The organism is Serratia sp. FDAARGOS_506, from assembly GCF_003812745.1.
In the GTDB taxonomy this organism is placed as follows: domain Bacteria; phylum Pseudomonadota; class Gammaproteobacteria; order Enterobacterales; family Enterobacteriaceae; genus Serratia.
On record NZ_CP033831.1, the window covers coordinates 1,528,504 to 1,553,018 of the forward strand.

Sequence of the window (24,515 nt, forward strand, 5' to 3'; positions counted from 1 at the left end):
GAACACGGGGCGCTGCGGCGCCCCTTTTACACCTTCGCCAACACCCCTTTGGCGATTTGCAGATCCTGAATCGCCAGCCCGGTGAGATCGGCGATGGTGATGTGATGCGGCTCGCTTCGCAACCGCCCGCCCTGCGCCAATGCGGCGCCCATTTCGACGATCGGCGCTGAAGTCAGCTTGTTCTGCCGATAAGCCGTCGCGATCTCGCCATAGTCAGCACATTGCGCCAACGCATCGACCAGCAGCGCGTCCGCGTTGGCCACCAGCTCGGTCGCCAGCTCCTGCTTGCCGGGCGCGTCGGCGCCCACGGCGGTGATGTGCGTGCCGGAGCGGATATCCGCCGCCTGCAAGATCGGTTCGCGGCTGGGCGTGGTTGTGACGATCAGCTGACAGTGCGCCGCCAGCTCGGCCGCATCCTGTGTGACCTGCACCCGGAAACCTTCGGCCTCGGCATCGCGCCGATACGCCGCCAGCGCTTGTTCGTTGCGGCCCCATACCCATACCTCGCGGCAATCGGTCACCGGCTTCAAACATTGCAGCTGCAGCCGGGCCTGCAGGCCGGTACCGACCATGCCGATCGCCTGAACATGCGGCGGTGCGCACAGCTCGGCGGCAATGCGGCCGGCCAGTGCGGTGCGCAGCGCGGTCAGCCAGCCTTCATCCTGCAGCAGCGCCCGCGGTTCGCCGGTTTGAGCGGAGAATGCCATCACCAACCCCTGATTGCTGGCCAGGCCACGCACAGCATTGCGATAGAAGCCGGTGGACACCTTGACCACGAACAGTTCGTCGCCTTCCAGCCAGGCGGATTTGATGCAGCAATCACCGGCGGCCTGTTCAAACAGGAAATGCTGCACCGGCGGCTGTTGCACTCGCCGCTGCGAATAGGCGATAAAACCCTGCTTCAGCAGTGGCGTAATGGCCTCGGCGTCGAACGCGGCGAGGATTTGCTGCCGGTTAAGGATGTGCATCGGCGACGGCCTTGAGGTATTTCTCCAGCACGATGTTCTTGCCGCACAGCACCACCGCCACTTTTTTACCCTGGTATTCCGGCGCCAGTTTGATCGCCGCCGCCAGCGCCACGCCGGCCGCGCCTTCGATAATCCACCGATCGCTGGCGGCGATCCGGCGCATCGCGTGTTTGATTTCCGCCTCGCTGACCAGCACTTTGCGGTCGATCAGCTGCTGGCACAGCGGGAAGGTCACGGCGCCTGGTTCGACGCCGCCGGCAGTGCCGTCGGACAGGGTCTCTTGCTCTTCCACCGGGAAGATATGGCCCGCTTCCAACGCGCTGTACATGCTGGTGGCGTTCTCCGGCCAGCAGGCGATAAGCTGCGTGTTCGGCGACAGTTGCCGCAGAACGGTGCCGATACCGGCGATATAGCCACCCCCGCCTACCGCCACGAACACGGCGTCCAGACCGGTGAGCTGTTCAACCAGCTCCATGCCGCAGGTGCCCTGGCCGGCGATCACCTGTTCATCGTTATACGGCGAGATATAGGTTTTACCCTGTTCGCGAGCGGCCTGTTCCCCGGCCAGTTCGGCATTCAGCGCATCGCCTGGCACCAATTCCACGGTGCCGCCCAGCGCGCGGATGGTATCGAGCTTGATGCTCGCCGCCGTCTCTGGTGCATAAACCGTGACGCCAACGCCCATCAGTTGCCCGGCCAGGGCAATCGCCTGGCCGTGGTTGCCGGTTGAGGCGGCGATCACGCCGCGCCGACGTTGTTCGTTATCCAGCAACCGCAGCTTGTTGCTGGCGCCGCGAAATTTAAAGGAGCCGGTGTGCTGCAGATGGTCGCATTTCAGATACAGCTCGCAGCCCAGCTGCTGTGAAAGCAGCACGCTGTGCTCCAATGGCGTCACCCGTACCTGAGGGCGCAGTTGCTGATGGGCGGAAACAATGGCATCGAAGAGGGGATTCATACCGGCTCCAGTGATTTGGACTTAAAAATCCAGTTTGTACTTTTTTGTATTGATTGTAAACCCCATCGCTCGACCGCCGGGCAAACCGGCCAGCAAGCTGCAACGGCCCGGGAAGAACATTGCGTTGACGGTGAAAATAATCATTAACCTGTCGTTTAGCGGCACGATTTTTTATTTATTTGCGTTAAGGAAGGCGCTGCCGCTGACTTATTTTTGCTTAAAGAAATGATAATGAAAAAAATAGCGCTCGCTGTATCCGCCTATACGGCATTGGCACCGTTGAATTTCGCCGCCAGGAATGCGATTGCTTAATCGGCCGTTTATTTTCTGTCGATGCTGTCGATCGGCTTAAATGATAAGACGCTGAAAAATAATTGCGCCATTTTGCACCGAAAAATTCTCCCGGCCCACCCTCTCAGGCCATGTGAAACGCTGTCGCCGATCCGGTAAGATGGCGGCTCAGTGCCGGCATGCGCAGGAGAACCGCCATGAGCCATCGGGAAAAACAACTGACTTTCGACCCTCGCGGGCATCAGTTAACCAATATCAACGTCTGGACGCCGGACAGCCAATGGCTGGCTTATGACGTGCGCCCGCGCGGCGCCTCTTTCACCGGTCTGAGCATCGAACGGGTCAACGTCGCCAGCGGCATGGTGGAAGTGGTTTATCGCGCCCAGCACGGCGCCCACGTCGGCGTGGTCACGGTCAGCCCTGATGCGCCGGCGCGCTATGCCTTTATCCACGGCCCGGAGCACCCAGACAGCGCCTGGCAGTATGATTTCCACCACCGCCGCGGGGTGATCGTCAGCGAACCGGATCGCGAGTTGGCCATCACCCTCGACGCGCTGGATATCACCGCTCCTTACACCCCCGGCGCGCTGCGCGGCGGCAGCCATGTGCACGTTTTCAGCCCGGACGGCAGCCGTCTCAGTTTTACCTACAACGATCACGTCATGCATGAACGCGATCCGGCGCGCGATCTGCGCAACGTCGGAGTCGCTGTGCCGCTGCACGGGGTCAATCCGCCGAAACAGCATCCGCGCGAGTATGATGGCAGCCACTATTGCGTGTTGGTCAGCGAGACGGTGCCGCAGCCGCAGCCAGGCAGCGATCAGATCAATCGCGCCTACGAGGAAGGGTGGATCGGTCGCGAAGGTTACCGCAAGGCCGACGGCAGCCGGCAGCGTTGGGCGCTGGCGTTCATCGGCGATACGCTGTCCGCCGCCGGTGAGAAGCTGCCGGAGGTGTTTATCGTCGATCTGCCGGAGAACGATGCCGATTACGCCAGGGCGGGCGCTCTGCCGCTGCAGGGGACGGAGAGCGAGCTGCCGGCGCCGCCGCAGGGCGTCAGGCAGCGACGGGTAACCTTTACCGGCGATCGTCGTTTTCCGGGCGTGGCCGGCGCGCCGCGCCATTGGCTGCGCAGTTCGCCGGACGGCAGCCAGATCGCATTTTTGATGAAGGATGACGGCGGCGTGGTGCAGCTATGGACGGTGTCGCCGAACGGCGGGGAGCCGCGCCAGGTGAGCCACAGCGAGCATGACATCCAGTCGGCGTTCAGCTGGCACCCGCAGGGCGGGACGATTGCGTTGGTGTGCGACAACAGCGTGATGCTGTGTGAGGTCGCCAGCGGCCGGCTGCAGCGTTTAACTCAGCGCAGCGTGCAGCCGCCGTCGGGGGATGCCGTGGTGTTTTCACCGGATGGCAAGAAAGTGGCGTTTATGCGCGAGATAGCGGGGTTCAACCAGATCTTTGTGGTTGAGGTGTAAGACCGATGGCGGGCCTGACGGCCCGCAGCGTGCGTGATTAATGCGTGGCAGTACCGTCGTCGCCCTGGCCGGGATTGCCGGTTGCCGCCAGATTCTGCTGCTCGCTGCGCAGGATGCGCGCTTTTGGCGAGTCTGCGGTGGCGTCGTTGCCGGAACGCAGATAGTCGTAAGGCAGCAGTACGGTGTCCATTACTGCGGAGAACGGCAGATCCAGCGCCACCAGCGGCATCATCGCCCAGCTGGTGTTGTCGTCCTTCAGCATGTCCACGCTGGCGCGGGTGCCGGGATAGTAACCCTGATTCGGGCCGGTATGGCTCATCACGCTGGAGCAACCGCTGGTCGCCAACAACATGCAGCCCGTCGCTATCGCTTTCATCGTCGTCATTAATCCATCCTGCAGGGTTGCTGTTCCCCTAAATTAAGCTGATTTATAACATCCTGTTGCTGCTTTAAAAGAAGCAAAATCCCGCTCTGTGGCGGCTCTCTCACTTTAGTGTAAGTGGTAAAAAAACTTTCACCTAATCGGCGCGAAGTTTTTTTGATCCTCGCCTGTTGAATTGATGAAATCAACCCCCATTTTATCATCAGAGCCGAATTGAGAATTCGCCGTAAGGGAATTCTGGCTTAATTAGCCTGTCCAGAGTGGAAGGCGTATTTATTTCAACCTCGCTGAAGTGCCTTAGGAGGCTGTTTTATGCGTAATTTTGATCTTTCCCCGCTATACCGTTCCGCCATTGGTTTCGATCGCCTGTTCAATGCGCTGGAAGCCGGCCAAAGTCAGGGAAACGGCGGTTATCCTCCTTATAATGTCGAGCTGGTGGACGAAAATCATTATCGCATCGCCATCGCGGTAGCCGGGTTTGCCGAGCAGGAGCTGGAGATCACCACGCAAGACAATCTGCTGATCGTGCGCGGGGCGCACAATAACGAACCGGCAGAAAAAACCTATTTATACCAGGGCATCGCCGAGCGTAATTTCGAGCGTAAATTCCAGCTGGCTGAACATATTCAAATTAAAGGCGCCAAACTGGAGAACGGCCTGTTATATATCGACATGCAACGCATCGTGCCGGAAACATTAAAACCGCGCCGCATCGAAATTAAATAAATTTCCGTTTCGCCGGCAGGTACGCTGCCGGTAAATATGACGTTATACCTAGCCTGCCTTCAGGGGGCTGAATAAACACATCTCGCTTAATGAAAGGAGTTGTTCCTATGCGTAATTACGATTTATCCCCGCTTCTGCGTCAATGGATTGGTTTTGATAAATTAGCCAGTTCAATGGGTGGCCAGGAACCCCAGGGGTTCCCGCCGTACAACATCGAGAAAAGCGATGACAATCACTACCGCATTTCTCTGGCGCTGGCCGGTTTCCGGCAGAGCGAACTGAATATCGAAGTGGAAGGGCCGCGGCTGACCGTCAGCGGTAAACCCACACCGCCGGAAAAACAGGTTGAATATCTGCATCAAGGGCTGGTGTGCAAAGAGTTCCAGCTGACCTTCACCTTGGCGGAGCATCTGCAGGTGTCCGAGGCTAAATTTGAAAATGGTCTGCTGCACATCGATCTGGTGCGTCAGGTGCCGGAAGCCTTGCAGCCGCAGCGCATCGCCATCGGTGCGACGCCGGAGCTGGAAGCCAAATAACCGACTGAAAAACGGTCATCATCTTACGGGGGAGGTCCAGACGGATCTCCCCCGTTGCGTTATGTGGCGCGCGCCACAGTCCCCCCGCCAGCCCGATGTCATAATCCTTGTTAACTGTGTGTCTTTGGCCGCAAATTTCCGATTCAACTTTGGCAAGGATGTGACCTATGAGCGATATCGCCCTGACCGTCAGCATGTTGGCGCTGGCGGCCGTCATTGGGTTGTGGATGGGGAACTGGAAGCTGTACGGCGTCGGGCTGGGCATCGGCGGCGTGCTGTTCGGCGGCATTCTGGTCGGTCACTTCGCCCAGAGCGGACAAATCAACCTGAACGGGGATATGCTGCACTTTATCCAGGAGTTTGGCCTGATCCTGTTTGTCTACACCATTGGTATTCAGGTCGGCCCCGGTTTCTTCTCTTCGCTGCGCGTCTCCGGTCTGCGCCTCAACGCCTTCGCGGTGCTGCTGGTGCTGACCGGCGGCGTCGTGGCGGCGGCGGTGCACAAGCTGTTCGACGTGCCGCTGCCGATCATCCTCGGGGTATTCTCCGGCGCGGTCACCAACACCCCGGCGTTGGGCGCCGGTCAGCAAATCCTGACCGATCTCGGTTCCGATCCGGCGTTGGTGGACGGAATGGGGATGGGCTACGCCATGGCCTATCCGTTCGGCATTTGCGGCATCTTGTTGGTGATGTGGCTGATCCGACAGTTTTTCCGCATCAACATCGAGCGCGAGGCGCAGGCGTTTGAAAACAGCCTGGGCAATCAGCGTGAGTTGCTGCACGCCATGAACGTAGCGGTGCGCAACCCCAATCTGCAGGGCATGGCGATAAAAAGCGTGCCGCTGCTCAACGGCGAAGCGATCGTCTGTTCGCGCCTCAAGCGCGGGGAGCTGTTGATGGTGCCGGCGCCGCACGAGCGGCTGGAGCTTGGCGACTACCTGCACCTGGTGGGCAAACGCGAAGATCTGGAGAACGCCCGGCTGGTGATCGGCGAAGAGGTAGACGCCTCGCTGTCGACGCGCGGCACCGCGCTGCAGGTGGTGAGGGCGGTGGTGACCAACGAGCAGGTGCTGGGCAAGAAAATCCGCGATCTGAACCTGAAGCAGAAGTATGACGTGGTTATTTCGCGCCTCAATCGCGCCGGCGTCGAGCTGGTGGCCGGCAGCAACGTGACGCTGCAGTTCGGTGACATCCTCAACCTGGTCGGCCGGCCGGAGGCCATCGACGCGGTGACGGCAATCGTCGGCAACGCCCAACAAAAACTGCAGCAGGTGCAGATGCTGCCGGTCTTTATCGGTATTGGCCTCGGGGTACTGCTCGGCTCCATTCCGCTGTACGTGCCGGGCTTCCCGGCGGCTTTGCGGCTGGGGCTGGCCGGCGGGCCGCTGGTGGTGGCGCTGATCCTGGGGCGTATCGGCAGTATCGGCAAGCTCTATTGGTTTATGCCGCCGAGCGCCAACCTGGCGCTGCGCGAACTGGGCATCGTGCTGTTTCTGGCGGTGGTCGGGTTGAAATCGGGCGGCAACTTCATCGATACGTTGTTGCACGGCGAGGGGCTGACGTGGGTCGGGTACGGCGCGTTGATCACCGCCATTCCGCTGCTGAGCGTCGGTATCCTGGCGCGTACGGTGGGCAAGATGAACTACCTGACGCTGTCCGGCATGCTGGCGGGATCGATGACCGATCCGCCGGCGCTGGCCTTCGCCAACGGTCTGCATCCTACCAGCGGCGCCGCTGCGCTGTCTTACGCCACCGTGTATCCGCTGGCGATGTTCCTGCGCATCATGTCGCCGCAGCTGCTGGCGGTGCTGTTCTGGACGCTGTAATCCAAAAAAAGGCGCCGTAGCGGCGCCCTGATGGATTGCGCTTAGTTCGCTTCCTGATGTGCGCGTTCGATCTCTTCCGCCAGGATCGCCACGCCGCGCTCGATTTTCTCCGGGTCGGGCACGTAGTTCATGCGCATGCACTGGTGGGTGTGCGGCCAGTCGTGCTCTAGCCCCGGGAAGAAGTAGTGGCCCGGCACCATCAGCACGCCGCGCTTTTTCAGACGCTGATACAGCACTTCGGTGGTGATCGGCAGATCCTTGAACCATAGCCAGAGGAAGATAGCCCCTTCCGGTTTATGAATCAGGCAGCGCTCCGGCGACAGGTAGCGGCGGATAATCGCGATGGTGTGCTCGACGCGCTGTTTGTAGAACGGGCGAATTACCTCGTTCGACAGGCGCAGCAGATCGCCGCGCGCGATCATTTCCGTCGCCATCGCCGGCCCCATGCTGCCCGGCGACAGGCTGATGATGCCGTTCATGTTGGTCAGCGCGGTGATCACCTTTTCGTCGGCGATCACGATGCCGCAGCGCGAACCCGGCAGGCCGAGCTTGGACAGGCTCATGCACAGGATGGTGTTCGGGTTCCACAACGGCGTAGCGTCGCTGAAGATGATGCCGGGGAAAGGCACGCCGTAGGCGTTGTCGATCACCAGCGGAATATCGCGCTGCTGCGCCAGCAGGTCGAGCTTCATCAGCTCTTCGTCGGTGATCACGTTGCCGGTCGGGTTGGTCGGCCGTGAAACGCAGATCATGCCGATGTCGTCGCCGATGGTGAGGTGTTCGAAATCAACGTGATATTTGAACTGGCCGTCCGGCAGCAGCTCGATGTTCGGTTTGGCGGAGACGAACAGCCCTTCGTCCAGCCCGGCGTCGGCATAGCCGATATATTCCGGCGCCAATGGGAACAGCACGCGGCGGCGCGAACCGTCGGCGTAGCGGCCGGCGAACAGGTTGAACAAGTAGAAAAACGCGCTTTGGCTGCCGTTAGTCAGTGCAATATTCTGTGGCGAAATCTCCCAGCCGAGCTCGTCGCGCAGCAGATTGGCCAGCGCTTTCAGCAGCGCATCTTTGCCTTGCGGGCCGTCGTAGTTGCACAGCGCTTCGGTCAGTTTGCCCTGGTCGAGCATCTCCTGGCACAGCTGTTTGAAGTAGGCTTCCATCTCTGGGATCTGCGCCGGGTTGCCGCCGCCGAGCATGATGGCACCGGGGGTGCGCAGGCCTTCGTTCAGGTCGTCCATCAAACGGGTAATGCCCGCATAACGGGTAAATTTTTCGCCGAAAAGTGAGAAAGTCATAGGTGCAGCAGTACTGTTTCTTAGCAGGTAATCACCCACCATACCGCCAGACAAATCCCGCTGCAACGCGGCCGACAAATCGGCCAATGGGCACAAGTTTCGCCCATTGGCCGATTGGTAGCATATTACGCTGGATTATTGTGACCGTTCGCCGGCCCATACCACCATCACTTTATCGTTGCCGAGCCGGCGGCTGAAGGCATAGTAGGCGGCGTGCGGCTGCGGGGTTTGCACGCCGCCGCCGATCGCCGGGTGGCGAGCGCGGAACTGCCCCAACCGCTGCCAGTGGGCCAGCAGCGGGGCTTTTTCCCCTTGCAGCTCAGACCAGTTCATGTCGGAGCGGGTGCCCTGCAGCGGATCGGAACCGGTTGGGCCGAGCGGGCGGCCGCTTTCATCGCCGTAGTAAATCTGCACTGCGCCCGGCGCCAGCAACAGCAGGCTCGCCGCCCGCTGTTGGCGCGGCAGCGAGCCTTTGGCGTCGCTGGCGAAGAACAGTCGGGTGTCGTGCGAAGAAAGATAGCTCAGCACGTTGAAATCCTGCAGCCGCTCGGCCATCTGCCGGTAAGTGGCATCGATGTCGGCGAAGCAGCCCAGCGCCTGTGACGCCTGGTCCTGGAAATCGAAGTTGATCATCGCGTCGAAGCCGTTTTGGTAATAGTCGCTTTTCATCACCCCGTGGCCCCAGGCCTCGCCGGTCATCCAAAACGGCGCGTCATCCAGCGCCTGCTGCGGATGCTCCGCTTTCCACGCCGCCAATGCCGCCGTGGCGCGCTGCTTCAACAGCGCCAGCGTCGGTTTTTCCACGTGCTTGGCGGTGTCGACGCGAAAACCGTCGATGCCGTAATCGCGCACCCACTGGCTGAGCCAGACGGTCAGGTAATCGCGGGTGGTGGCACCGGGCATGTCGCGAGCGGCGGTGTCGGGTTTATGGCGGTAGAACAGCGGCAGGCCGCTGGCGCCTGGCGCTTCGGTTTTGATGTCCGGCAGGAAGGCCAGTGACATCGTCAGGTCGTCATAGCCCGGTGAGTCATAATCGCCGATGTCGGTGCGGATCCAGTTTTTCCCCCACCATTGGCGCCAGCCCGCTTTGTCGCTGAAGTTGATGTAGTCGTTGAAGCTGTGCCAGTTTTGCCCCGGCCCGGGGCGCCAGTCGCTCCAGTTTTTCCCCAGGGTTTTCTCCACTTCCGCGCCCTGCAGATACAGTGAGCCGAAGTGGAACGTCTGCATATCCGCCAGCGTGGCGTAACCGACATGGTTCACCACCACGTCGAACAGAATGCGAATGCCGCGCCGATGCGCTTGCTCGACCAGCGTGCGCAGCTCCTGTTCGGTGCCCATGTTGGCATCGAGGCGAGTCCAGTCCAGCGTGTAATAGCCGTGATAGGCGTAATGCGGGAAATCACCGTTGGTGCCGCCGCCAACCCAGCCGTGGATCTGCTCCAGCGGCGAGCTGATCCACAAGGCGTTGACGCCCAGCTGCTGCAGATAATCCAGTTTTTGCGTCAGGCCTGCCAGATCGCCGCCGTGAAAGGTGCCTATTTCTTGCAGGCCGTCGCTGTGGCGCCCGTAGCTGTGGTCATTGGCCGGATTGCCGTTCTCAAAGCGATCGGTCAGCACGAAGTAGACCGTGGCGTTATGCCAGCTGAACGCCGCCGGTTTCGCCGTGGCGGCAGACTCCAGCAACAACAGGCCACCGCTGGCAGCGGCGGGCTGCAGCGTGATTTTCCCCTGGCTCACCTGCGCCGTTTGGCCGGAATAGAAGTCACGCAGCGTTTCGCCTTCGGCGAAGGTGGAGGCGACGTCGACCGTGACCGGCTTGCCGTCCCAGCGCGGGCAGCTGCGGACGGTAACGGCGGCGCTTTCCGGCGCGCTGCTCAGGCTGAGCTGCAGCGTGGGCGTGCCGCTGCGGGTATCGACGCGCACCTGATAGTCGCCGGCGCGGAACTGCCGCCAGCTGACCGGCGGATGGGCGCCGCAGGGCTGCAACGACAGCGTCTGGTTAAGCTTCACCGCCTCGGCCGGCTGCCAGCAATGGTTATCCTGATACAGCCGCAGCGGCAGTTGGCCTTTGGGCAGCGCGGCCTGGCTGGCGAACAGCCCGGCGGCAGTTTCGTCGAAGGCCGGGAAACCCGGCAGCGTCCAGGCGGCCAGCGCCGCCGGCGACAGCAGCATCAACAAGGGCAGGGGTAACAGTTTCATGGCTCTCCTCACGCGCGCGGCAGGAAGGGTTTTTTCGCAGGGTAGCGCCCAGTGTGGCAAACGGTGGAAAAATGGCCTCCTCCCTGCGGGGGTTTTTCGGGGAGGAGAGGAAGGGCGGAGCGTTTTCGGATTGATTCGGCTTGGCTTTGCGCGCGTGCTGCGGCAGATTAAACGGTGAACATCACAGGAGGTTAGCGATGACGGACAAAAACTGGCGAGAAGAGATCGTTCAGGCAATTCAGGATGCCGAATTGCAGCACTTCGCCGAAGAACATCAGCTGCAGGCGCTGTTCGCGCCGCAGCAGGAAGAGCAACACGGCCGGTTATCCGCGGATCACCGGTCGCGCTGAGTTATTTCCGCAACAGCTGCGGGTTGACGCAGTTTTCTTTCACCGTACCGGTCAACGCCGCGATCAGGTTATCCACCGCGCAGGCGGCCATGCCGTAGCGCGTTTCATGGGTGGCGGAGCCGATGTGCGGCAACGCCACTACGTTCGGCATGCTGAGCAGCGGCGAGTTGGCCGGCAGCGGTTCTTTCTCGAACACGTCCAACCCGGCGGCGTGGATCACGCCGTTTTGCAGCGCTTCAATCAACGCCTGTTCATCCACCACCGGCCCGCGGCCGGCGTTGATCAGAATGCCGCTTTTCTTCATTTTCGCCAGCTGATCGCGGCCGATCATGTGGAAGGTTTGCTCGGTCAGCGGCAGCGTGATGCAAACGAAATCCGACTCGGCCAGCAAGGTATCCAGATCGCAGCGGCGCGCGTTGAAGCGCTGCTCCGCCTCTTCATGTGTGCGACGGGCGTTGTACAGCACCGGCATGCCGAAGCCGAAATGGGCGCGCTGCGCCAGCGCCAGGCCGATGCGCCCCATGCCGAGAATGCCGATGGTTTTATGGTGCACGTCGACGCCGAACCAGTCTGGCCCGATGCTGCCGCGCCATTCGCCGGCTTTGACCCGCTCCGCCACTTCCACCACCCGGCGCGCGGTCGCCAGCACCAGGCTCATAATGGTGTCGGCGACGGTTTCGGTCAGCACTGTCGGGGTGTGCATCAGCAGCACGTTATGGGCGTTGAGCGCCTCGACGTCGAAGTTGTCGTAGCCGACGGAAACGGTCGAGGCCGCGCGCAGTTTGGGCGCCTGCTGCAGGAAGGCTTCGTCAATTTTACCGCCGGAACCGATGATCCCTTCGGCCTGCTGCAGCGCCTGGCGCAGTTCGTCGCGGTTCTCCGGCTGCAGGCCGTTGAAGGCGTGCACGGTGAAGTGCTGTTCCAGACGTTCACGCAGATCGGCGGGCAGGCTTTTGTACAATACGATAGAAGGCTTCATCACGAACTCCAGCTGGGCCAAAGGGGGCATGACGCCCCCTGGTTGGGTTAACAGATAAAAAGTATAACCGGATCAAGCCAATTGCGGCTGGATCTCGTTGCGGGCGGGTTTGACGATCAGCGTCAGCACCACCGCCACCACCAGTGCGATGGCCATAAACATGTAAGAGGCCGCCGGGCTGCCGGTGGCGCCATTCAGATAACCGACGAACCACGAACCGAAGAACGAACCCAGCGCGCCCATGCTGTTGATCAGCGCCATAGCGCCCCCGGCGACGTTTTTCGGCAGCATTTCCGGAATGATGGCGAAGAACGGCCCGTAAGGGGCGTACATCGCAGCGCCGGCGACCACCAGCAGGCCGTAGGAGATCCAGAAATGGTTGGTGCCCACGGCGTAAGAGCCGAAGAACGCCAGCGCGCCGATCAGCAGCAGCGGCCAGACGAACAGCTTGCGGTTTTGCATTTTGTCCGATGCCCAAGAGACGACGATCATGGCGATGGTCGCCGCCAGATAAGGCACCGCCGACAGCCAGCCGGCTTCCACCATGCCCATCTGCATGCCACTGCGCAGGATGGAAGGCAGCCACAGCACGAAGCCGTACACGCCGATGCTCCAGGCGAAGTACTGCACGCACAGCAGGATCACGTTACGCGAACGGAAGGCTTCGCCGTAGTTGCGCACGGCCTTGATGCCTTTCTGCTCTTCGTCCAGTTGCTGTTGCAGCGCCTGCTTCTCATCGGCGCTCAGCCAGCCGGCCTGCGCCGGTTTGTCTTTCGCCAGCACCCACCAGCAGAACGCCCAGATAACCGCCGGAATACCCTCGATGATGAACATCTCACGCCAGCCGAAGGCGTGGATCAGGTAGCCGGACACCACCGACATCCACAGCACCGTCACCGGATTGCCGAGGATCAGGAAGGTATTGGCGCGTGAGCGCTCCGATTTGGTGAACCAGTTACTGATGTAGATCAGCATCGCCGGCATCACCGCCGCTTCCACCACGCCGAGGATAAAGCGGATGGCGGCCAGCATCGGGATATTGCTGACCACGCCGGTCAGCGAGGCGCAGCCGCCCCACAGGATCAGACACCAGAAGATCAGTTTTTTGACGCTGCGGCGTTCAGCGTAGATGGCGCCGGGAATTTGGAAGAAGAAATAACCGAGGAAAAACAGCGCCCCCAGCAGCGAGGCCATGCCTTTGGTGATGCCGAGATCTTCATTGATGCCGGCGGCAGAGGCGAAGCTGAAGTTGGCGCGATCGAGATAGGCCAGGCTGTAGGTGATAAACACGATGGGCATGATGTACCACCAGCGTTTGGCCGCGACAGTCGCTTTGTTCATGTTCAGTATCCTTCAGTGGTGTTGCATCCCCTTCGCCCGGCACGCAGGGCATGCAAGACAAAGGGGCAGATGCTCTCCCGACGCGTGTCCCGGTTGTAGGGCCAGAGGCTGACGTCATGCGGAGAAGTCGTTTTTTTTATTGTTATTCGGCCAGCGCCGCACGGGTTGGCAGGCCTTCGCTGTCGCCGATGGCCTGGATCGCCAGCGAGCCGATTTTGTTGCCGCGCTGCACCGCCTGTATCAGCGTTTTGCCTTCCAGCAGGGCGCTGAGGGTGCCGACGGCAAAGCCGTCACCGGCGCCGACGGTATCCACCACGTTGTCGACCTTGACTGCGGCCACTGCTGCTTTGTCGCCGGCGGCGGTTTTAAACCAGGCGCCGTCCGGGCCGGTTTTGATGATCACCGCCTGCACGCCGCGCTCAAGATAGAAATCGGCGATGCCTTCCGGCGTCGATTGGCCGGTGAGGATCTGCCCCTCTTTCAGCCCCGGCAGCACCCAGTCGGCGGCGAACGCCAGCTGGTTCAGCTGCTCGATCATCACCTCGCGGCTGGGCCACAGCACCGGGCGCAGGTTGGGGTCGAACGAAATGGTTTTGCCCATGGCGCGCATCTCGCGCGCCGCATGGTGGCACAGCGCCAGCGATTGGCTGGACAGCGCCGCCGCCACGCCGCTCAGGTGCAGGTGGCGTGCGGAACCAAAATATTCACGGTTGAAATCGGCGACCGACAGGTGGCTGGCCGCCGAGCCTTTGCGGAAGTATTCCACGCTGGGATCGGTACCATCGGTGGTTTTGGATTTCACCTGAAAACCGGTGGGATATTGGCCGTCGACCGTCACCTGCCGGTAGTTGATGCCTTCTTTTTTCAGCTGCTGCAGGGTGAAGCGGCCGAACGAATCGTTGCCGACGCGGCTGACCCAGCCGACATTCATGCCCAGGCGCGCCAGGCCGATCGCCACGTTCAGTTCGGCGCCGGCGATGCGTTTGGTGAAGGTTTCCACCTCCGCCAAGTCGCCGGTTTGCGCCGCCACGAACATCGCCATGGCTTCGCCCAGCGTGACCACATCCAGTGGCGCTTGCTGCGCCGTCGTTGCCGTTAACGTTGTCATCATGGGGTTACTCCGCACGCAAAATATTGACGTAATGGCGGGTGACGGCTTCCAGATCATCGCCCTGCAACGGGAATTCGATGCCGCGCGGTGCGTCGTGCGGCAGGCGGGCCAGCAGATTGCGCCAGCTGCCGTCGGTTTCGTCCAGCGCGATGGCGCGCCAGCCGCGCGGGCCTTGGGTGGCGGCTTTGACGTGCACGTAACTGACGTGGCGGGCCAGGCGTTCGGCGGCGGCGAAGGCGTCTTGCCCCACCCAGAGCCAGTTGGCCATATCGAAGGTCATGCTGACCGGCAGATGGCTATCTTCCGCCGCGTGGAAAAAGGCGTTCAGCATCGACAAAATGCCGCAGTCCGGCGTCTGATCGTTTTCGACTACCAGTTTGACCGGGTGCTGCTCCAGCGCCACTTTCAGCTCGGTAAAATCGAAGCCAGGGCGGAAATGGCCGAGGGAAAGCTTCAGCTGGCGCGCGTTCAGCGCCTGCGCTTCCGCCAGCAGCGCAGGCAGATTGGGGTTCAGCGTATGTTGCGGGGTGAACAGCGCCTCGGGAGCCGAGTAGACGGCGAACAGCTGTTGGCGTTCGATCTCTTGCGCCAGGGCCGGCAGGCTGTCCAATTCGCCGGCGGCGAACAGTTCGCGGCGGATCTCTACCCCGTCGGCGCCTGCGCCGGCGATGATGGGTAACAGCGCGTGCTGGCCGCCGTGTTGTTTGACGGTATCGGTGCCGTAGGCACCGGTGACCACGATGATTTCTGTTTTCATTTTTACTCCTGAGGCGGCATTGTCGCCGCCGCTGCTGTTACCGGTACGTTAAATGGAACCGGTTCCAGCGAAAAGCGACAGAGTGTAAAAATATGATCGCAATCACGAAGCTGAGCAAAAAACAGCCGATGAGGGCGGGGCGGGCAACGGCCCCGGAGAAGGCGGGTTAGCGGGTGGTGGAGCCGCGGACGATCAGCTCGCCGGAGAACATCTGCTCGCCGCTGGGAGCAGCCAGGCCCTGAATGCGCTGCACCAGCCGCTCCAGCGCCGCGTGCCCCATTTGGTAGGTGGGCTGTTTCAGCGTGGTGATGCCGACGCCCGCCAGCTCCGCCCACTCCAGTTCGTCGAAGCCCAGCAGGCCGATGTCGTTGCCCCACTGGATGCCCAGCCGACGCATGGCGCGCGCCACCTGCAGCGTCAGGGCGCCGTTAGCGGAGATCACCGCCTTGCGCATGCCGCGATGGCGGCCGCTGAAATCGCTCAGCACCTGCTCCAGCTTCTGCCGATCGTTGAGCGGCGTTTCGGCCTGCTCCGCCAACAGCGTGGGGTGCTGCGCCATGGTATGTTTGAAAGCGTGCAGGCGTTCGAGACGGGTGTTTACCGTACCGAGCGGCTCGCTGAGGAACAGGATCGCTTCGAAACCTTGTTGCAGCAGGTGTTCGGTGGCGACGGTGGCGGCCTCGCGGTTGTCCAGGCCCACCACGTCGCAGGCGAAGTCGGGGATTTTGCGGTCGATCAGCACCATCGGCAGCATCGACTGTTGCAGTGTGGATAACGCTTCCTCGCGCATGCCGACCGCGTTGACCACGATGCCTTCTACCCGGTAACTGCTGAGCAGCTGCAGGTAGTGCTGCTCCTGATTGACTTCGTTGTTGGTGTTACACACCAGCAGGGTAAAGCCGTGTTGACGGCAGGCGGCCTCGATGCCGCGCATCACGTCCACCGAATAGGGGTTGGTGATATCGGCGAGGATCAGGCCGATCAGGCGCGTCTGGCCGCCCTTCAGGCTGCGCGCCATCTGGCTTGGCCGGTAGTCGAGCTGCTGGATCGCCTGTTCGATGCGCCGTTTGAGATCGTCGGAAAGCAGGTGCTGTTCACCATTCAGATAGCGCGACACGCTGGTCTTGCCGGTTTTGGCGATGCTGGCCACATCGCTGATGGTGGCGCGTCCCGAGGCGCGCGTTGCCTTGACAGTGCTCACAGCCGATCCCTCCTGCGGTTAATTGCCAAGGAGACTACCATACCCGATGTGCGGGCGGGAGTGTTGAAGGGTAAGGAGAAAATCGCAGGGAGGCGGCGGGGCGCCGGTTGCGCCCCGCACGGGATTACTGCAGCGGGCTGAGTGTGATCTCGACGCGGCGGTTTTGCGCCTTGCCTTCCGCGGTGCTGTTGGAGGCGATAGGATTGTCCGGGCCGGCACCGGTGGTGCGGATACGGTTTGCCACCACGCCCTGCGTGATCAGCGCACTGGCGACGCCGTCGGCGCGCTGCTGCGACAGGTTCATGTTGAGCGAGCGGGAGCCGGTGCTGTCGGTGTAGCCGACAACGTTAACCGCGGTTTTCGGATACTCTTTCAGTACCATGGCGACGCCGGTCAGGGTGTTGGCGCCCGCCGGTTTCAGCGTGGCGCTGCTGCTGTCGAAGGTCACGTTGTTCGGCATGTTCAGCACGATGTTGTCGCCCTGACGGGTGACGCTGACGCCGGTGCCTTTCATCTTGTCGCGCAGTTTGGCTTCCTGCACATCCATGTAATAGCCTACGCCGCCGCCGAGGGCTGCACCGGCCGCTGCGCCGATCAGCGCACCTTTGCCGCGATCTTTCTTGGAAGAGGACAGCACGCCGACGCCGGCGCCCAGTGCGGCGCCGAGGCCCGCGCCGATGCCGGATTTGCCGGCTTCGGATTCACCGGTGTAAGGGTTGGTGGTACAGGCCGACAGCGCGAGCGAAAGGCTCACTGCACCGGCAATAATTGCAATGCGTTTTTTCATGTTCTTGTCCTTAATGGCATCAGAATCTGTACGCGCCGGCCCAAAACGGGGACGCAAAAAAGTGGGTGACGCAGGGGGCCTGCATCGCCGCGCTACCTATGACGCGTGGTTTCGCCGGCAGTTCCGGAGAAAAGCGTGACAAATGATGAGCGCGGTAAAACTGGGGGAGTTATGCGGCAAAACGCCGGGCTGCGCTATGCAGCGGATTCCGAATTGTGCGCATCCGGGGTGCGGATGCGCCTTTTTTAAGCGTCATGGGGTGAATTTTCGACTGCCGGCCAGTTCATGATCAGCGTATAGGCCTGGGTTTCATCATTGAACAGGCGCTGCGTTATCTGAAAGCCGTGCTTGTGGTAGAACGCGCAGGCGCGCAGGTTCTGCTGGTACACCTCCAGGCTGAGCCGGCGGTAGCGCTGCTGCACGTGCATCATCAAGGCCTGGGCGACGCCGCGGCCATGAAACGCCCGATCGACAAACAGCGCGCCGATGAACTGCTCGTCCAGCACGCTGATAAAGCCGACGATCTCGTCGTCATGCCAGCAGGCCCAGCTTTGCGCGCGCGGCAGGTAGTTTTCCCGCACCAGCGCGGCGCTCTCACGCCAGTATTTTTCCGCCACGAACGGATGGGCGGCGATGGTGCTAGGCAGCCACAGTGCCATCAGCCGTTCGATATCCTCCGGGCCACAGGGGCGGATCACCGTGGCTTTGGGTAGCACATGCACCCCGTGAGATGATCGTTCACCAGCCCGCTGGCCTGCATGAAGGCGTAACAAATGGTGGAGCCGATAAACTTGAAGCCGCGCTTTTTCAGCGCCTTGGACATGGCGTCGGACTGTTCGGTTTTGGCCGGCACCTGGTTCAGTGCCTGCCAGCGGTTGAGCTGCGGCCGGCCGCCGACGAAGTCCCAAATGAAGGCGACGAAATCCTCGCCGGCCGCCTCCATCGCCAGATAGGCTTTGGCGTTGGTGATGATGGCTTCTATCTTGCCGCGATGGCGGATGATGCCGCTGTCCTGCAGCAGACTTTCCACGTCCTGCTCGGTCATGGCGGCGACCCGCTGCGGATCGAAACCGTGGAAAGCGCGACGGTAATTTTCGCGCTTTTTCAGGACGGTGATCCAGGAAAGGCCGGCCTGTTGCCCCTCCAGACACAGCATTTCAAACAGCTCGCGCGCGTCGGTGGTGGGCGCGCCCCATTCCTTGTCGTGATACTCGAGATACAACGGATCGGCCGTCACCCAACCGCAACGTTCGTCTGCCATCCTGACTGTCCTTATGCTGTATTTATGAACAGTAATCATCGCTCGAAGCGTCGAACTTGGCAAGCCTCTGATTGTTTTGTCATCAGCCCGCTTGACGTGACGCAAAAGCCGACAATAGTTACTACATGGCCGGTGGAAAACCGGTCAACGATAAAAACGACATTGCCTTATTTGTAGGCTCTCAGGAGTCGATTCATGCCTCTAAAAATAACGTGCATGCCCCGCCCGGCGGCGCTTGCAGTGGCGCTATTTTGCAGTGTGACCCTTCCGGCTCAGGCGTATGATCAACTCTACGTCTTTGGCGACAGCCTGAGCGATACCGGCAACAACGGCCGTTTCACCTATGACGGCAACCAGCACTTGCTGTACGACGAAGCGTTGGCGCAACGCATCGGGGCGGCGCTGGTGGCTTCGGACAACGGCGGTGAAAACTACGCCGCCGGCGGTGCCGTGGCGGTGCCGGGTCTGAACCCGGCCGACAACACCCAGGATCAGGTGCAGCGCTATCTGAACCGGGTCAACGGCCAGGCTGACGGCGACGGGCTGTATATTCATTGGATCGGCGGCAACGATCTGGCGGCGGCGGCGCTGAATGCCGCTACCGCGCCCGGCGTGGCTTATAACAGCGCTGCGGCGGCCGCTGCGCAGGTACATTCGTTGCTGAACGCCGGCGCCGGCACGGTGATTGTGCCGACGGTGCCGAACATTGGCTCCACGCCGCAGCTGATGGAATTGATCATTCAACAGGCGTTGTCACCGGTACAGGGAGCGGCGATCCAGGCGGCCTATGCCACGCTTAATTCGGTGGCGACGCCGGACAACGCCTCACGCACGCAGGCGATCCACGCGGCGTTGGCCGCCGCGGCGAAGCAGGGCAGCGCCATTCCTCAGGTGCAGCAGGCGATCGCCACTCAGCTTATCGCGGCGTATGACAGCCTGAGCGCACAGGCCGCTCAACTGACCGATTTCTATAATCAAAGTGAAGACCGTTTGCTGGCGCAGGGCGGTGGCAATATCGTGCGGGTAGACGTCAACAAGCTGTTCGCCGAAGCGATCGCCAATCCGGCGCAGTTCGGCTTTGCCAACACCGCCGGTATGGCTTGCCCGCCGGGTGTTTCCTCCGCGGTTTGCCGTTCCGATATGCCCGGCTTCGACGCCAGCCAGTCTTATCTGTTCTCCGACCATTTCCACCCCAGCCCGCAGGCGCACCTGCTGATTGCGGATTATATCCAGGCGGTGTTGGATGGCCCGGCGCAGGTGGTGGCGCTGAATCAGGCGACTGCGGCGATGGCGCGCGACAGCCGCGCCACGCTCGACAGCCGTTTCCAGCAGCTGCGCAACGGCGATAATCCGCAGGGCTCGCTGGGCGTGTTCGGCGGCTACGCCGGCCAGCACTACGACTATGCCGATAACCGGGCGGCGGGGGACGGCAACGCCACGACCCACAACCTGACCGTCGGCGTGGACTATCAACTGACCGACGGTTGGTTGATCGGCGCATTGATCGCCGGTTCCAACGACGATCAGCATCCCTCCAGCCGCTTTGATTACAAGGCGCGCGGGCTGCTGCTGTCGGCCTTCAGCTCGCTGGCGCTATTCGAGCATGGTTGGGTCAACGCCGATCTGCACTATGCGACGATGGATTATGACGATATCCGCCGCAGCATGCGGCTGGGGCCGCTGACGCGCACCGAAACCGGTTCGACCACCGGCAAGCAGTGGGGCGCGCGCGTGACCGCCGGCTATGACTTCCCGATTACTTCTTACCTGACCACCGGGCCGGTCGCGCAGTTCGCCTGGGATTACAGCCGCGTTTCCGGCTACGGTGAAGATGGCGATGACAGCACCGCCATGCGCTTCAACGATCAAACTTACCACTCGCAGATCGGCGCGTTGGGATGGCGGCTGGATACGCAATTCGGCGTGTTTAACCCTTATGCGGAAGTGAGTTATCAGCATCAGTTCGGCGACGACGTCTACCGCGCCGGCGGTGGCCTGAAATCGACGCAAACCTCGTTCACCCGCGACAGTGCGGGCCAGGACAAAAACTGGGTGGATGTCACGCTGGGGGCCAACATGCCGTTGACGGACAGGGTATCGGCCTTCGCCACCGTGTCGCAAACCGGCGGGCTGAGCAGCGGCGAGCAGTTTATGTATAACGTCGGCGTCAGCGCGCGTTTTTGAATTGGCCAACGGCGCAGGAGAAGCCATAAGGTCTGATAAGGAATTTAAGCGGGGAGCGGCCTGGCGTGAATTATGCGGGCCGCAATGACGTTGGCGGAAATACAAAAAAAAACTGATCCTATGAAAGGATCAGGTAGCCACTTGGCCAACACCAGGGAAAATTTTATTTATTATTGTATAACCAAAGATTAACTGTCAATTTGTTTCTGTGACCCGCTTGTGCCGTATTTCATCCCTGACCTTCTCGCCACACCCGGTGTGTTGTCCCGCCGCGCGGTATCGCCTTATTTTTCACGTTAATAAGAAATAATCTGGCGCTTGATCACATTATCTCTCGGTGAGGGGAGTTTTTTAGTTGATAAAATTAACAAGAGTAACATTCTCGTAACTTTATCTTGTGAGAAATATAAGGATGTTCGTACTTAAATCAGCATAAATTGGGGTGGGTGGAGGGGAAATAGCGTTCAGTTAATTGACTATTTAAGCGGCGGAGAATGTGGCTTTTTGTTAAATAAATCTAATGATTTTGGTGGTTCACGCCTTTCCGGCCGGCTCGCGGACAGCGGGAGCCGGCCGGAACGTCATCCCTTCCCACTGTGGCCGACGTGTGAAAATCCAGCGTTTCTCGCCCCGATTCGCACTTGTTGCCGGATTCTGGCTGTATATCTTACGGTCAAAGGGTATACTGGCGCATTCCATCTAAATCCACTTGTATCGCGTGCGAATTCAACATGCAAAAGTTTGATACCAAGACCTTCCAGGGCCTGATCCTGACACTGCAGGATTATTGGGCGCGCCAGGGCTGCACCATCGTTCAACCATTGGACATGGAAGTCGGCGCGGGAACCTCACACCCGATGACGTGCTTGCGCGCACTGGGGCCGGAGCCGATGGCCGCCGCCTATGTGCAGCCATCCCGCCGCCCGACCGACGGCCGCTACGGCGAAAACCCGAATCGTCTCCAGCACTACTACCAGTTCCAGGTGGTGATTAAGCCGTCGCCGGACAACATTCAGGAACTCTACCTGGGCTCGCTGAAAGAGCTGGGTCTGGATCCGACCATCCACGACATTCGGTTCGTGGAAGACAACTGGGAAAACCCGACGCTCGGCGCCTGGGGCCTGGGTTGGGAAGTGTGGCTGAACGGCATGGAAGTGACGCAGTTCACCTACTTCCAGCAGGTCGGCGGCCTGGAGTGCAAGCCGGTGACCGGCGAGATCACCTACGGTCTGGAGCGTCTGGCGATGTACATCCAGGGCGTGGACAGCGTGTACGATCTGGTGTGGAGCAACGGCCCGCTGGGCGTTACCACCTACGGCGACGTGTTCCACCAGAACGAAGTGGAGCAGTCCACCTACAACTTCGAATACGCCGACGTCGACTTCCTGTTCTCCTGCTTCGAGCAGTACGAGAAAGAAGCCCAATCGCTGCTGGCGCTGGAAAAACCGCTGCCGCTGCCGGCCTACGAACGCATCCTGAAGGCGGGCCATACCTTCAACCTGCTGGACGCGCGCAAGGCGATTTCGGTGACCGAGCGCCAACGTTACATTCTGCGCATCCGCACGCTGACCAAAGCCGTTGCCGAAGCCTACTACGCTTCCCGCGAAGCGCTGGGCTTCCCGATGTGCAACAAGAAGAACGAGAACTAAGAGGCAGCCATGACTCAACAGACTTTCCTGGTGGAAATCGGCACGGAAGAGCTGCCGCCGAAGGCTCTTCGTTCCCTGGCGGAATCTTTCGCCGCCAACTTCACCGCCGAGCTGGACAACGCCGGCCTGGAACACGGTGACGTGAGCTGGTTCGCCGCACCGCGCCGCCTGGCGCTGAAAGTGGCCAACCTGAGCGCGGCACAGGCCGATCGCGAAATTGAAAAACGCGGCCCGGCGATCGCCCAGGCGTTCGACGCCGAAGGCAAACCGAGCAAAGCGGCCGAAGGCTGGGCGCGCGGCTGTGGCATCACCGTCGATCAGGCAGAACGCCTGGTGACCGACAAGGGCGAATGGTTGATGTATCGCGCCCACGTCAAAGGCCAGTCGGCACAGCAACTGCTGGCCGGCATGGTCAGCACCGCGCTGGCTAAGCTGCCGATTCCGAAACTGATGCGTTGGGGCGACTCCGACGTGCAGTTCGTGCGTCCGGTACACACCGTCACGATGCTGCTGGGCGCCGATCTGATCCCGGGCACCGTGCTGGGCATCGCGTCTGCACGCACCGTGCGCGGCCACCGCTTCATGGGCGAAGCCGAGTTCACCCTCGACAACGCCGACCAATATCCGCAGATCCTGCTGGAGCGCGGCAAAGTGGTCGCCGACTATGAAGCGCGTAAAGCCCTCATCAAGCGCGATGCCGAGCTGGCGGCGCAGAAGATTGGCGGCAAAGCCGATCTGAGCGACAGCCTGCTGGAAGAAGTGGCCTCGCTGGTGGAATGGCCGGTGGTACTGACCGCCAAATTCGAAGAGAAATTCCTGGCGGTGCCGGCGGAAGCGCTGGTCTACACCATGAAGGGCGATCAGAAGTATTTCCCGGTGTACGACGCCGCGGGCAAACTGCTGCCGAACTTTATCTTCGTGGCTAACATTGAGTCGAAAGACCCGCAGCAGATCATCTCCGGTAACGAGAAGGTGGTGCGTCCACGCCTGGCCGACGCCGAGTTCTTCTTCAACACTGACCGCAAAAAACGTCTGGAAGACAACCTGCCGCGCCTGGAAACCGTGCTGTTCCAACAGCAACTGGGTACCCTGCGCGACAAAACCGACCGCATTCAGGCGCTGGCGGGCTGGGTTGCCGGCCAGATCGGCGCCGACGTCAACCACGCTACCCGCGCGGGCCTGCTGTCGAAGTGCGACCTGATGACCAACATGGTGTTCGAATTCACCGACACCCAGGGCGTGATGGGCATGCACTACGCACGCCACGACGGTGAGGCGGAAGACGTCGCCGTTGCGCTGAACGAACAGTATCAGCCACGCTATGCCGGCGATGCGCTGCCGCAGTCGCTGGTGGCCTGCTCCCTGGCGATTGCCGACAAGATGGACACCCTGGCCGGCATCTTCGGCATCGGGCAGCATCCGAAAGGCGATAAAGACCCGTTCGCGCTGCGCCGCGCCGCGCTGGGCGTATTGCGCATCATCGTCGAGAAAAACCTGCCGCTGGATCTGCAGACCCTGACCGAAGAGGCCGTGCGCCTGTACGGCAGCAAGCTGACCAACGCCAAGGTGGTCGACGAGGTGGTGGAATTCATGCTGGGCCGCTTCCGCGCCTGGTATCAGGAAGAAGGGCACGCGGTCGATACCATTCAGGCGGTGCTGGCGCGCCGTCCGACCAAGCCGGCCGACTTCGACGCGCGCGTCAAGGCGGTGTCTCACTTCCGTACGCTGGAAGCGGCGGCGGCGCTGGCAGCGGCCAACAAACGCGTCTCCAACATCTTGGCCAAGTCTACCGAAACGCTGAACGACAGCGTGCGTGCCTCGGTGCTGAAGGACGCGGCGGAGATCCAGCTGGCGACTCATCTGGTGGTGCTGCGCGACAAGCTGCAGCCATACTTCGCGGCGGGCAACTACCAGGAAGCGCTGGTGGAGCTGGCTGCGCTGCGCGAGCCGGTGGATGCGTTCTTCGATAACGTGATGGTGATGGCGGACGATGCGGAAGTGCGCGTGAACCGCCTGACGCTGCTGAGCAAGCTGCGTGAACTGTTCCTGCAGGTGGCGGACATCTCCGTGCTGCAGTAAGCGATTCTCTGCTGTGAAAAGGCGCCTGCGGGCGCCTTTTTTTATTTCCGTTTCCTGGGCGCGAAGGCAAGGTCGCCTGGCGACTTGGGGGGCGACTTGGGGGGCGACTTGGGGGGCGACTTGGGGGGCGACTTGGGGAAATTGAAGCGTCCGGTCGCCG

General features: G+C 61.2%; 21 protein-coding genes. 8 read left to right on the top strand and 13 right to left on the bottom strand.

Translation table 11 applies throughout. The features are described from left to right. Nucleotides 1-26: 26 nt before the first annotated feature. Nucleotides 27-968 (bottom strand): ornithine cyclodeaminase family protein, encoded by a 942-nt coding sequence (locus EGY12_RS07520; RefSeq protein ID WP_123893025.1) that lies wholly within the window; start codon nucleotides 966-968, stop codon nucleotides 27-29. Then, nucleotides 955-1,923: a threonine/serine dehydratase gene (locus EGY12_RS07525; protein ID WP_123893026.1), complete on the bottom strand. Its 969-nt coding sequence runs from the start codon at nucleotides 1,921-1,923 to the stop codon at nucleotides 955-957. The genes EGY12_RS07520 and EGY12_RS07525 overlap by 14 nt, the downstream gene beginning before the upstream one ends. Before the next feature lie 488 nt (nucleotides 1,924-2,411). On the opposite strand from EGY12_RS07525, the gene EGY12_RS07530 reads away from it, so the two are divergent. Continuing rightward, the gene (locus EGY12_RS07530) at nucleotides 2,412-3,692 is read left to right on the top strand and encodes a DUF3748 domain-containing protein (protein WP_123893027.1); all 1,281 of its coding nucleotides are present in this window, start codon (nucleotides 2,412-2,414) and stop codon (nucleotides 3,690-3,692) included. 37 nt (nucleotides 3,693-3,729) lie between these two features. Here EGY12_RS07530 and EGY12_RS07535 read toward each other — a convergent pair whose 3' ends face one another. Beyond that, nucleotides 3,730-4,077 (bottom strand): YceK/YidQ family lipoprotein, encoded by a 348-nt coding sequence (locus EGY12_RS07535; protein WP_049200588.1) that lies wholly within the window; start codon nucleotides 4,075-4,077, stop codon nucleotides 3,730-3,732. A 309-nt stretch (nucleotides 4,078-4,386) separates the two neighbouring features. Between EGY12_RS07535 and ibpA the strand changes: the two genes are divergently transcribed. The 3 genes from ibpA to EGY12_RS07550 all read left to right on the top strand — a co-directional run bounded on the left by ibpA (nucleotide 4,387) and on the right by EGY12_RS07550 (nucleotide 7,162). Beyond that, the gene (gene ibpA, locus EGY12_RS07540) at nucleotides 4,387-4,800 is read left to right on the top strand and encodes a small heat shock chaperone IbpA (protein ID WP_004933919.1); all 414 of its coding nucleotides are present in this window, start codon (nucleotides 4,387-4,389) and stop codon (nucleotides 4,798-4,800) included. Nucleotides 4,801-4,907: 107 nt separating this feature from the next. After that, a complete protein-coding gene (ibpB, locus tag EGY12_RS07545; protein WP_004933922.1) occupies nucleotides 4,908-5,336 on the top strand; it encodes a small heat shock chaperone IbpB in 429 nt (142 codons plus the stop codon). Nucleotides 5,337-5,503: 167 nt separating this feature from the next. Next, the gene (locus EGY12_RS07550; protein WP_123893028.1) at nucleotides 5,504-7,162 is read left to right on the top strand and encodes a putative transporter; all 1,659 of its coding nucleotides are present in this window, start codon (nucleotides 5,504-5,506) and stop codon (nucleotides 7,160-7,162) included. A gap of 41 nt (nucleotides 7,163-7,203) precedes the next feature. Here the strand turns inward: EGY12_RS07550 and EGY12_RS07555 are convergent, their stop codons facing one another. Further along, nucleotides 7,204-8,457, bottom strand: a complete 1,254-nt coding sequence (locus EGY12_RS07555; protein ID WP_123893029.1) for a valine--pyruvate transaminase — start codon at nucleotides 8,455-8,457, stop codon at nucleotides 7,204-7,206. A gap of 135 nt (nucleotides 8,458-8,592) precedes the next feature. Further along, nucleotides 8,593-10,656 carry an alpha-amylase gene (locus EGY12_RS07560; protein ID WP_123893030.1) on the bottom strand — a complete coding sequence of 688 codons (2,064 nt, stop codon included), beginning with the start codon at nucleotides 10,654-10,656 and terminating at the stop codon, nucleotides 8,593-8,595. Between the two features lie 197 nt (nucleotides 10,657-10,853). Here EGY12_RS07560 and EGY12_RS23340 point away from each other — a divergent pair, with 197 nt between their 5' ends. Continuing rightward, nucleotides 10,854-11,006: a hypothetical protein gene (locus EGY12_RS23340; protein ID WP_172962908.1), complete on the top strand. Its 153-nt coding sequence runs from the start codon at nucleotides 10,854-10,856 to the stop codon at nucleotides 11,004-11,006. A 1-nt stretch (nucleotide 11,007) separates the two neighbouring features. Here the strand turns inward: EGY12_RS23340 and ghrB are convergent, their stop codons facing one another. The 8 genes from ghrB to EGY12_RS07600 form a co-directional block, all read right to left on the bottom strand. Further along, nucleotides 11,008-11,985 carry a glyoxylate/hydroxypyruvate reductase GhrB gene (gene ghrB / locus EGY12_RS07565; protein WP_016929588.1) on the bottom strand — a complete coding sequence of 326 codons (978 nt, stop codon included), beginning with the start codon at nucleotides 11,983-11,985 and terminating at the stop codon, nucleotides 11,008-11,010. Between the two features lie 72 nt (nucleotides 11,986-12,057). Next, nucleotides 12,058-13,326 carry an MFS transporter gene (locus EGY12_RS07570; protein WP_004933942.1) on the bottom strand — a complete coding sequence of 423 codons (1,269 nt, stop codon included), beginning with the start codon at nucleotides 13,324-13,326 and terminating at the stop codon, nucleotides 12,058-12,060. Nucleotides 13,327-13,468: 142 nt separating this feature from the next. Next, nucleotides 13,469-14,434 carry a sugar kinase gene (locus EGY12_RS07575; protein ID WP_123895569.1) on the bottom strand — a complete coding sequence of 322 codons (966 nt, stop codon included), beginning with the start codon at nucleotides 14,432-14,434 and terminating at the stop codon, nucleotides 13,469-13,471. A 7-nt stretch (nucleotides 14,435-14,441) separates the two neighbouring features. After that, complete coding sequence (locus tag EGY12_RS07580; RefSeq protein ID WP_123893031.1) at nucleotides 14,442-15,194, bottom strand: sugar phosphate isomerase/epimerase; 753 nt, start codon at nucleotides 15,192-15,194, stop codon at nucleotides 14,442-14,444. 166 nt (nucleotides 15,195-15,360) lie between these two features. After that, nucleotides 15,361-16,395 (bottom strand): LacI family DNA-binding transcriptional regulator, encoded by a 1,035-nt coding sequence (locus EGY12_RS07585; protein ID WP_123893032.1) that lies wholly within the window; start codon nucleotides 16,393-16,395, stop codon nucleotides 15,361-15,363. Between the two features lie 124 nt (nucleotides 16,396-16,519). Next, the gene (locus tag EGY12_RS07590; protein ID WP_123893033.1) at nucleotides 16,520-17,182 is read right to left on the bottom strand and encodes an OmpA family lipoprotein; all 663 of its coding nucleotides are present in this window, start codon (nucleotides 17,180-17,182) and stop codon (nucleotides 16,520-16,522) included. 245 nt (nucleotides 17,183-17,427) lie between these two features. Beyond that, the gene (locus EGY12_RS07595) at nucleotides 17,428-17,880 is read right to left on the bottom strand and encodes an N-acetyltransferase (protein ID WP_123895570.1); all 453 of its coding nucleotides are present in this window, start codon (nucleotides 17,878-17,880) and stop codon (nucleotides 17,428-17,430) included. After that, nucleotides 17,877-18,443: a DNA-3-methyladenine glycosylase I gene (locus EGY12_RS07600; protein WP_123893034.1), complete on the bottom strand. Its 567-nt coding sequence runs from the start codon at nucleotides 18,441-18,443 to the stop codon at nucleotides 17,877-17,879. The genes EGY12_RS07595 and EGY12_RS07600 overlap by 4 nt, the downstream gene beginning before the upstream one ends. 195 nt (nucleotides 18,444-18,638) lie before the next feature. Between EGY12_RS07600 and EGY12_RS07605 the strand changes: the two genes are divergently transcribed. The 3 genes from EGY12_RS07605 to glyS all read left to right on the top strand — a co-directional run bounded on the left by EGY12_RS07605 (nucleotide 18,639) and on the right by glyS (nucleotide 24,355). Further along, complete coding sequence (locus EGY12_RS07605) at nucleotides 18,639-20,627, top strand: autotransporter outer membrane beta-barrel domain-containing protein (protein WP_123893035.1); 1,989 nt, start codon at nucleotides 18,639-18,641, stop codon at nucleotides 20,625-20,627. A gap of 731 nt (nucleotides 20,628-21,358) precedes the next feature. Further along, a complete protein-coding gene (gene glyQ / locus EGY12_RS07610) occupies nucleotides 21,359-22,276 on the top strand; it encodes a glycine--tRNA ligase subunit alpha (RefSeq protein ID WP_004933966.1) in 918 nt (305 codons plus the stop codon). 9 nt (nucleotides 22,277-22,285) lie between these two features. Next, nucleotides 22,286-24,355 (top strand): glycine--tRNA ligase subunit beta, encoded by a 2,070-nt coding sequence (gene glyS / locus EGY12_RS07615; protein ID WP_049200604.1) that lies wholly within the window; start codon nucleotides 22,286-22,288, stop codon nucleotides 24,353-24,355. Nucleotides 24,356-24,515 lie beyond the last annotated feature (160 nt).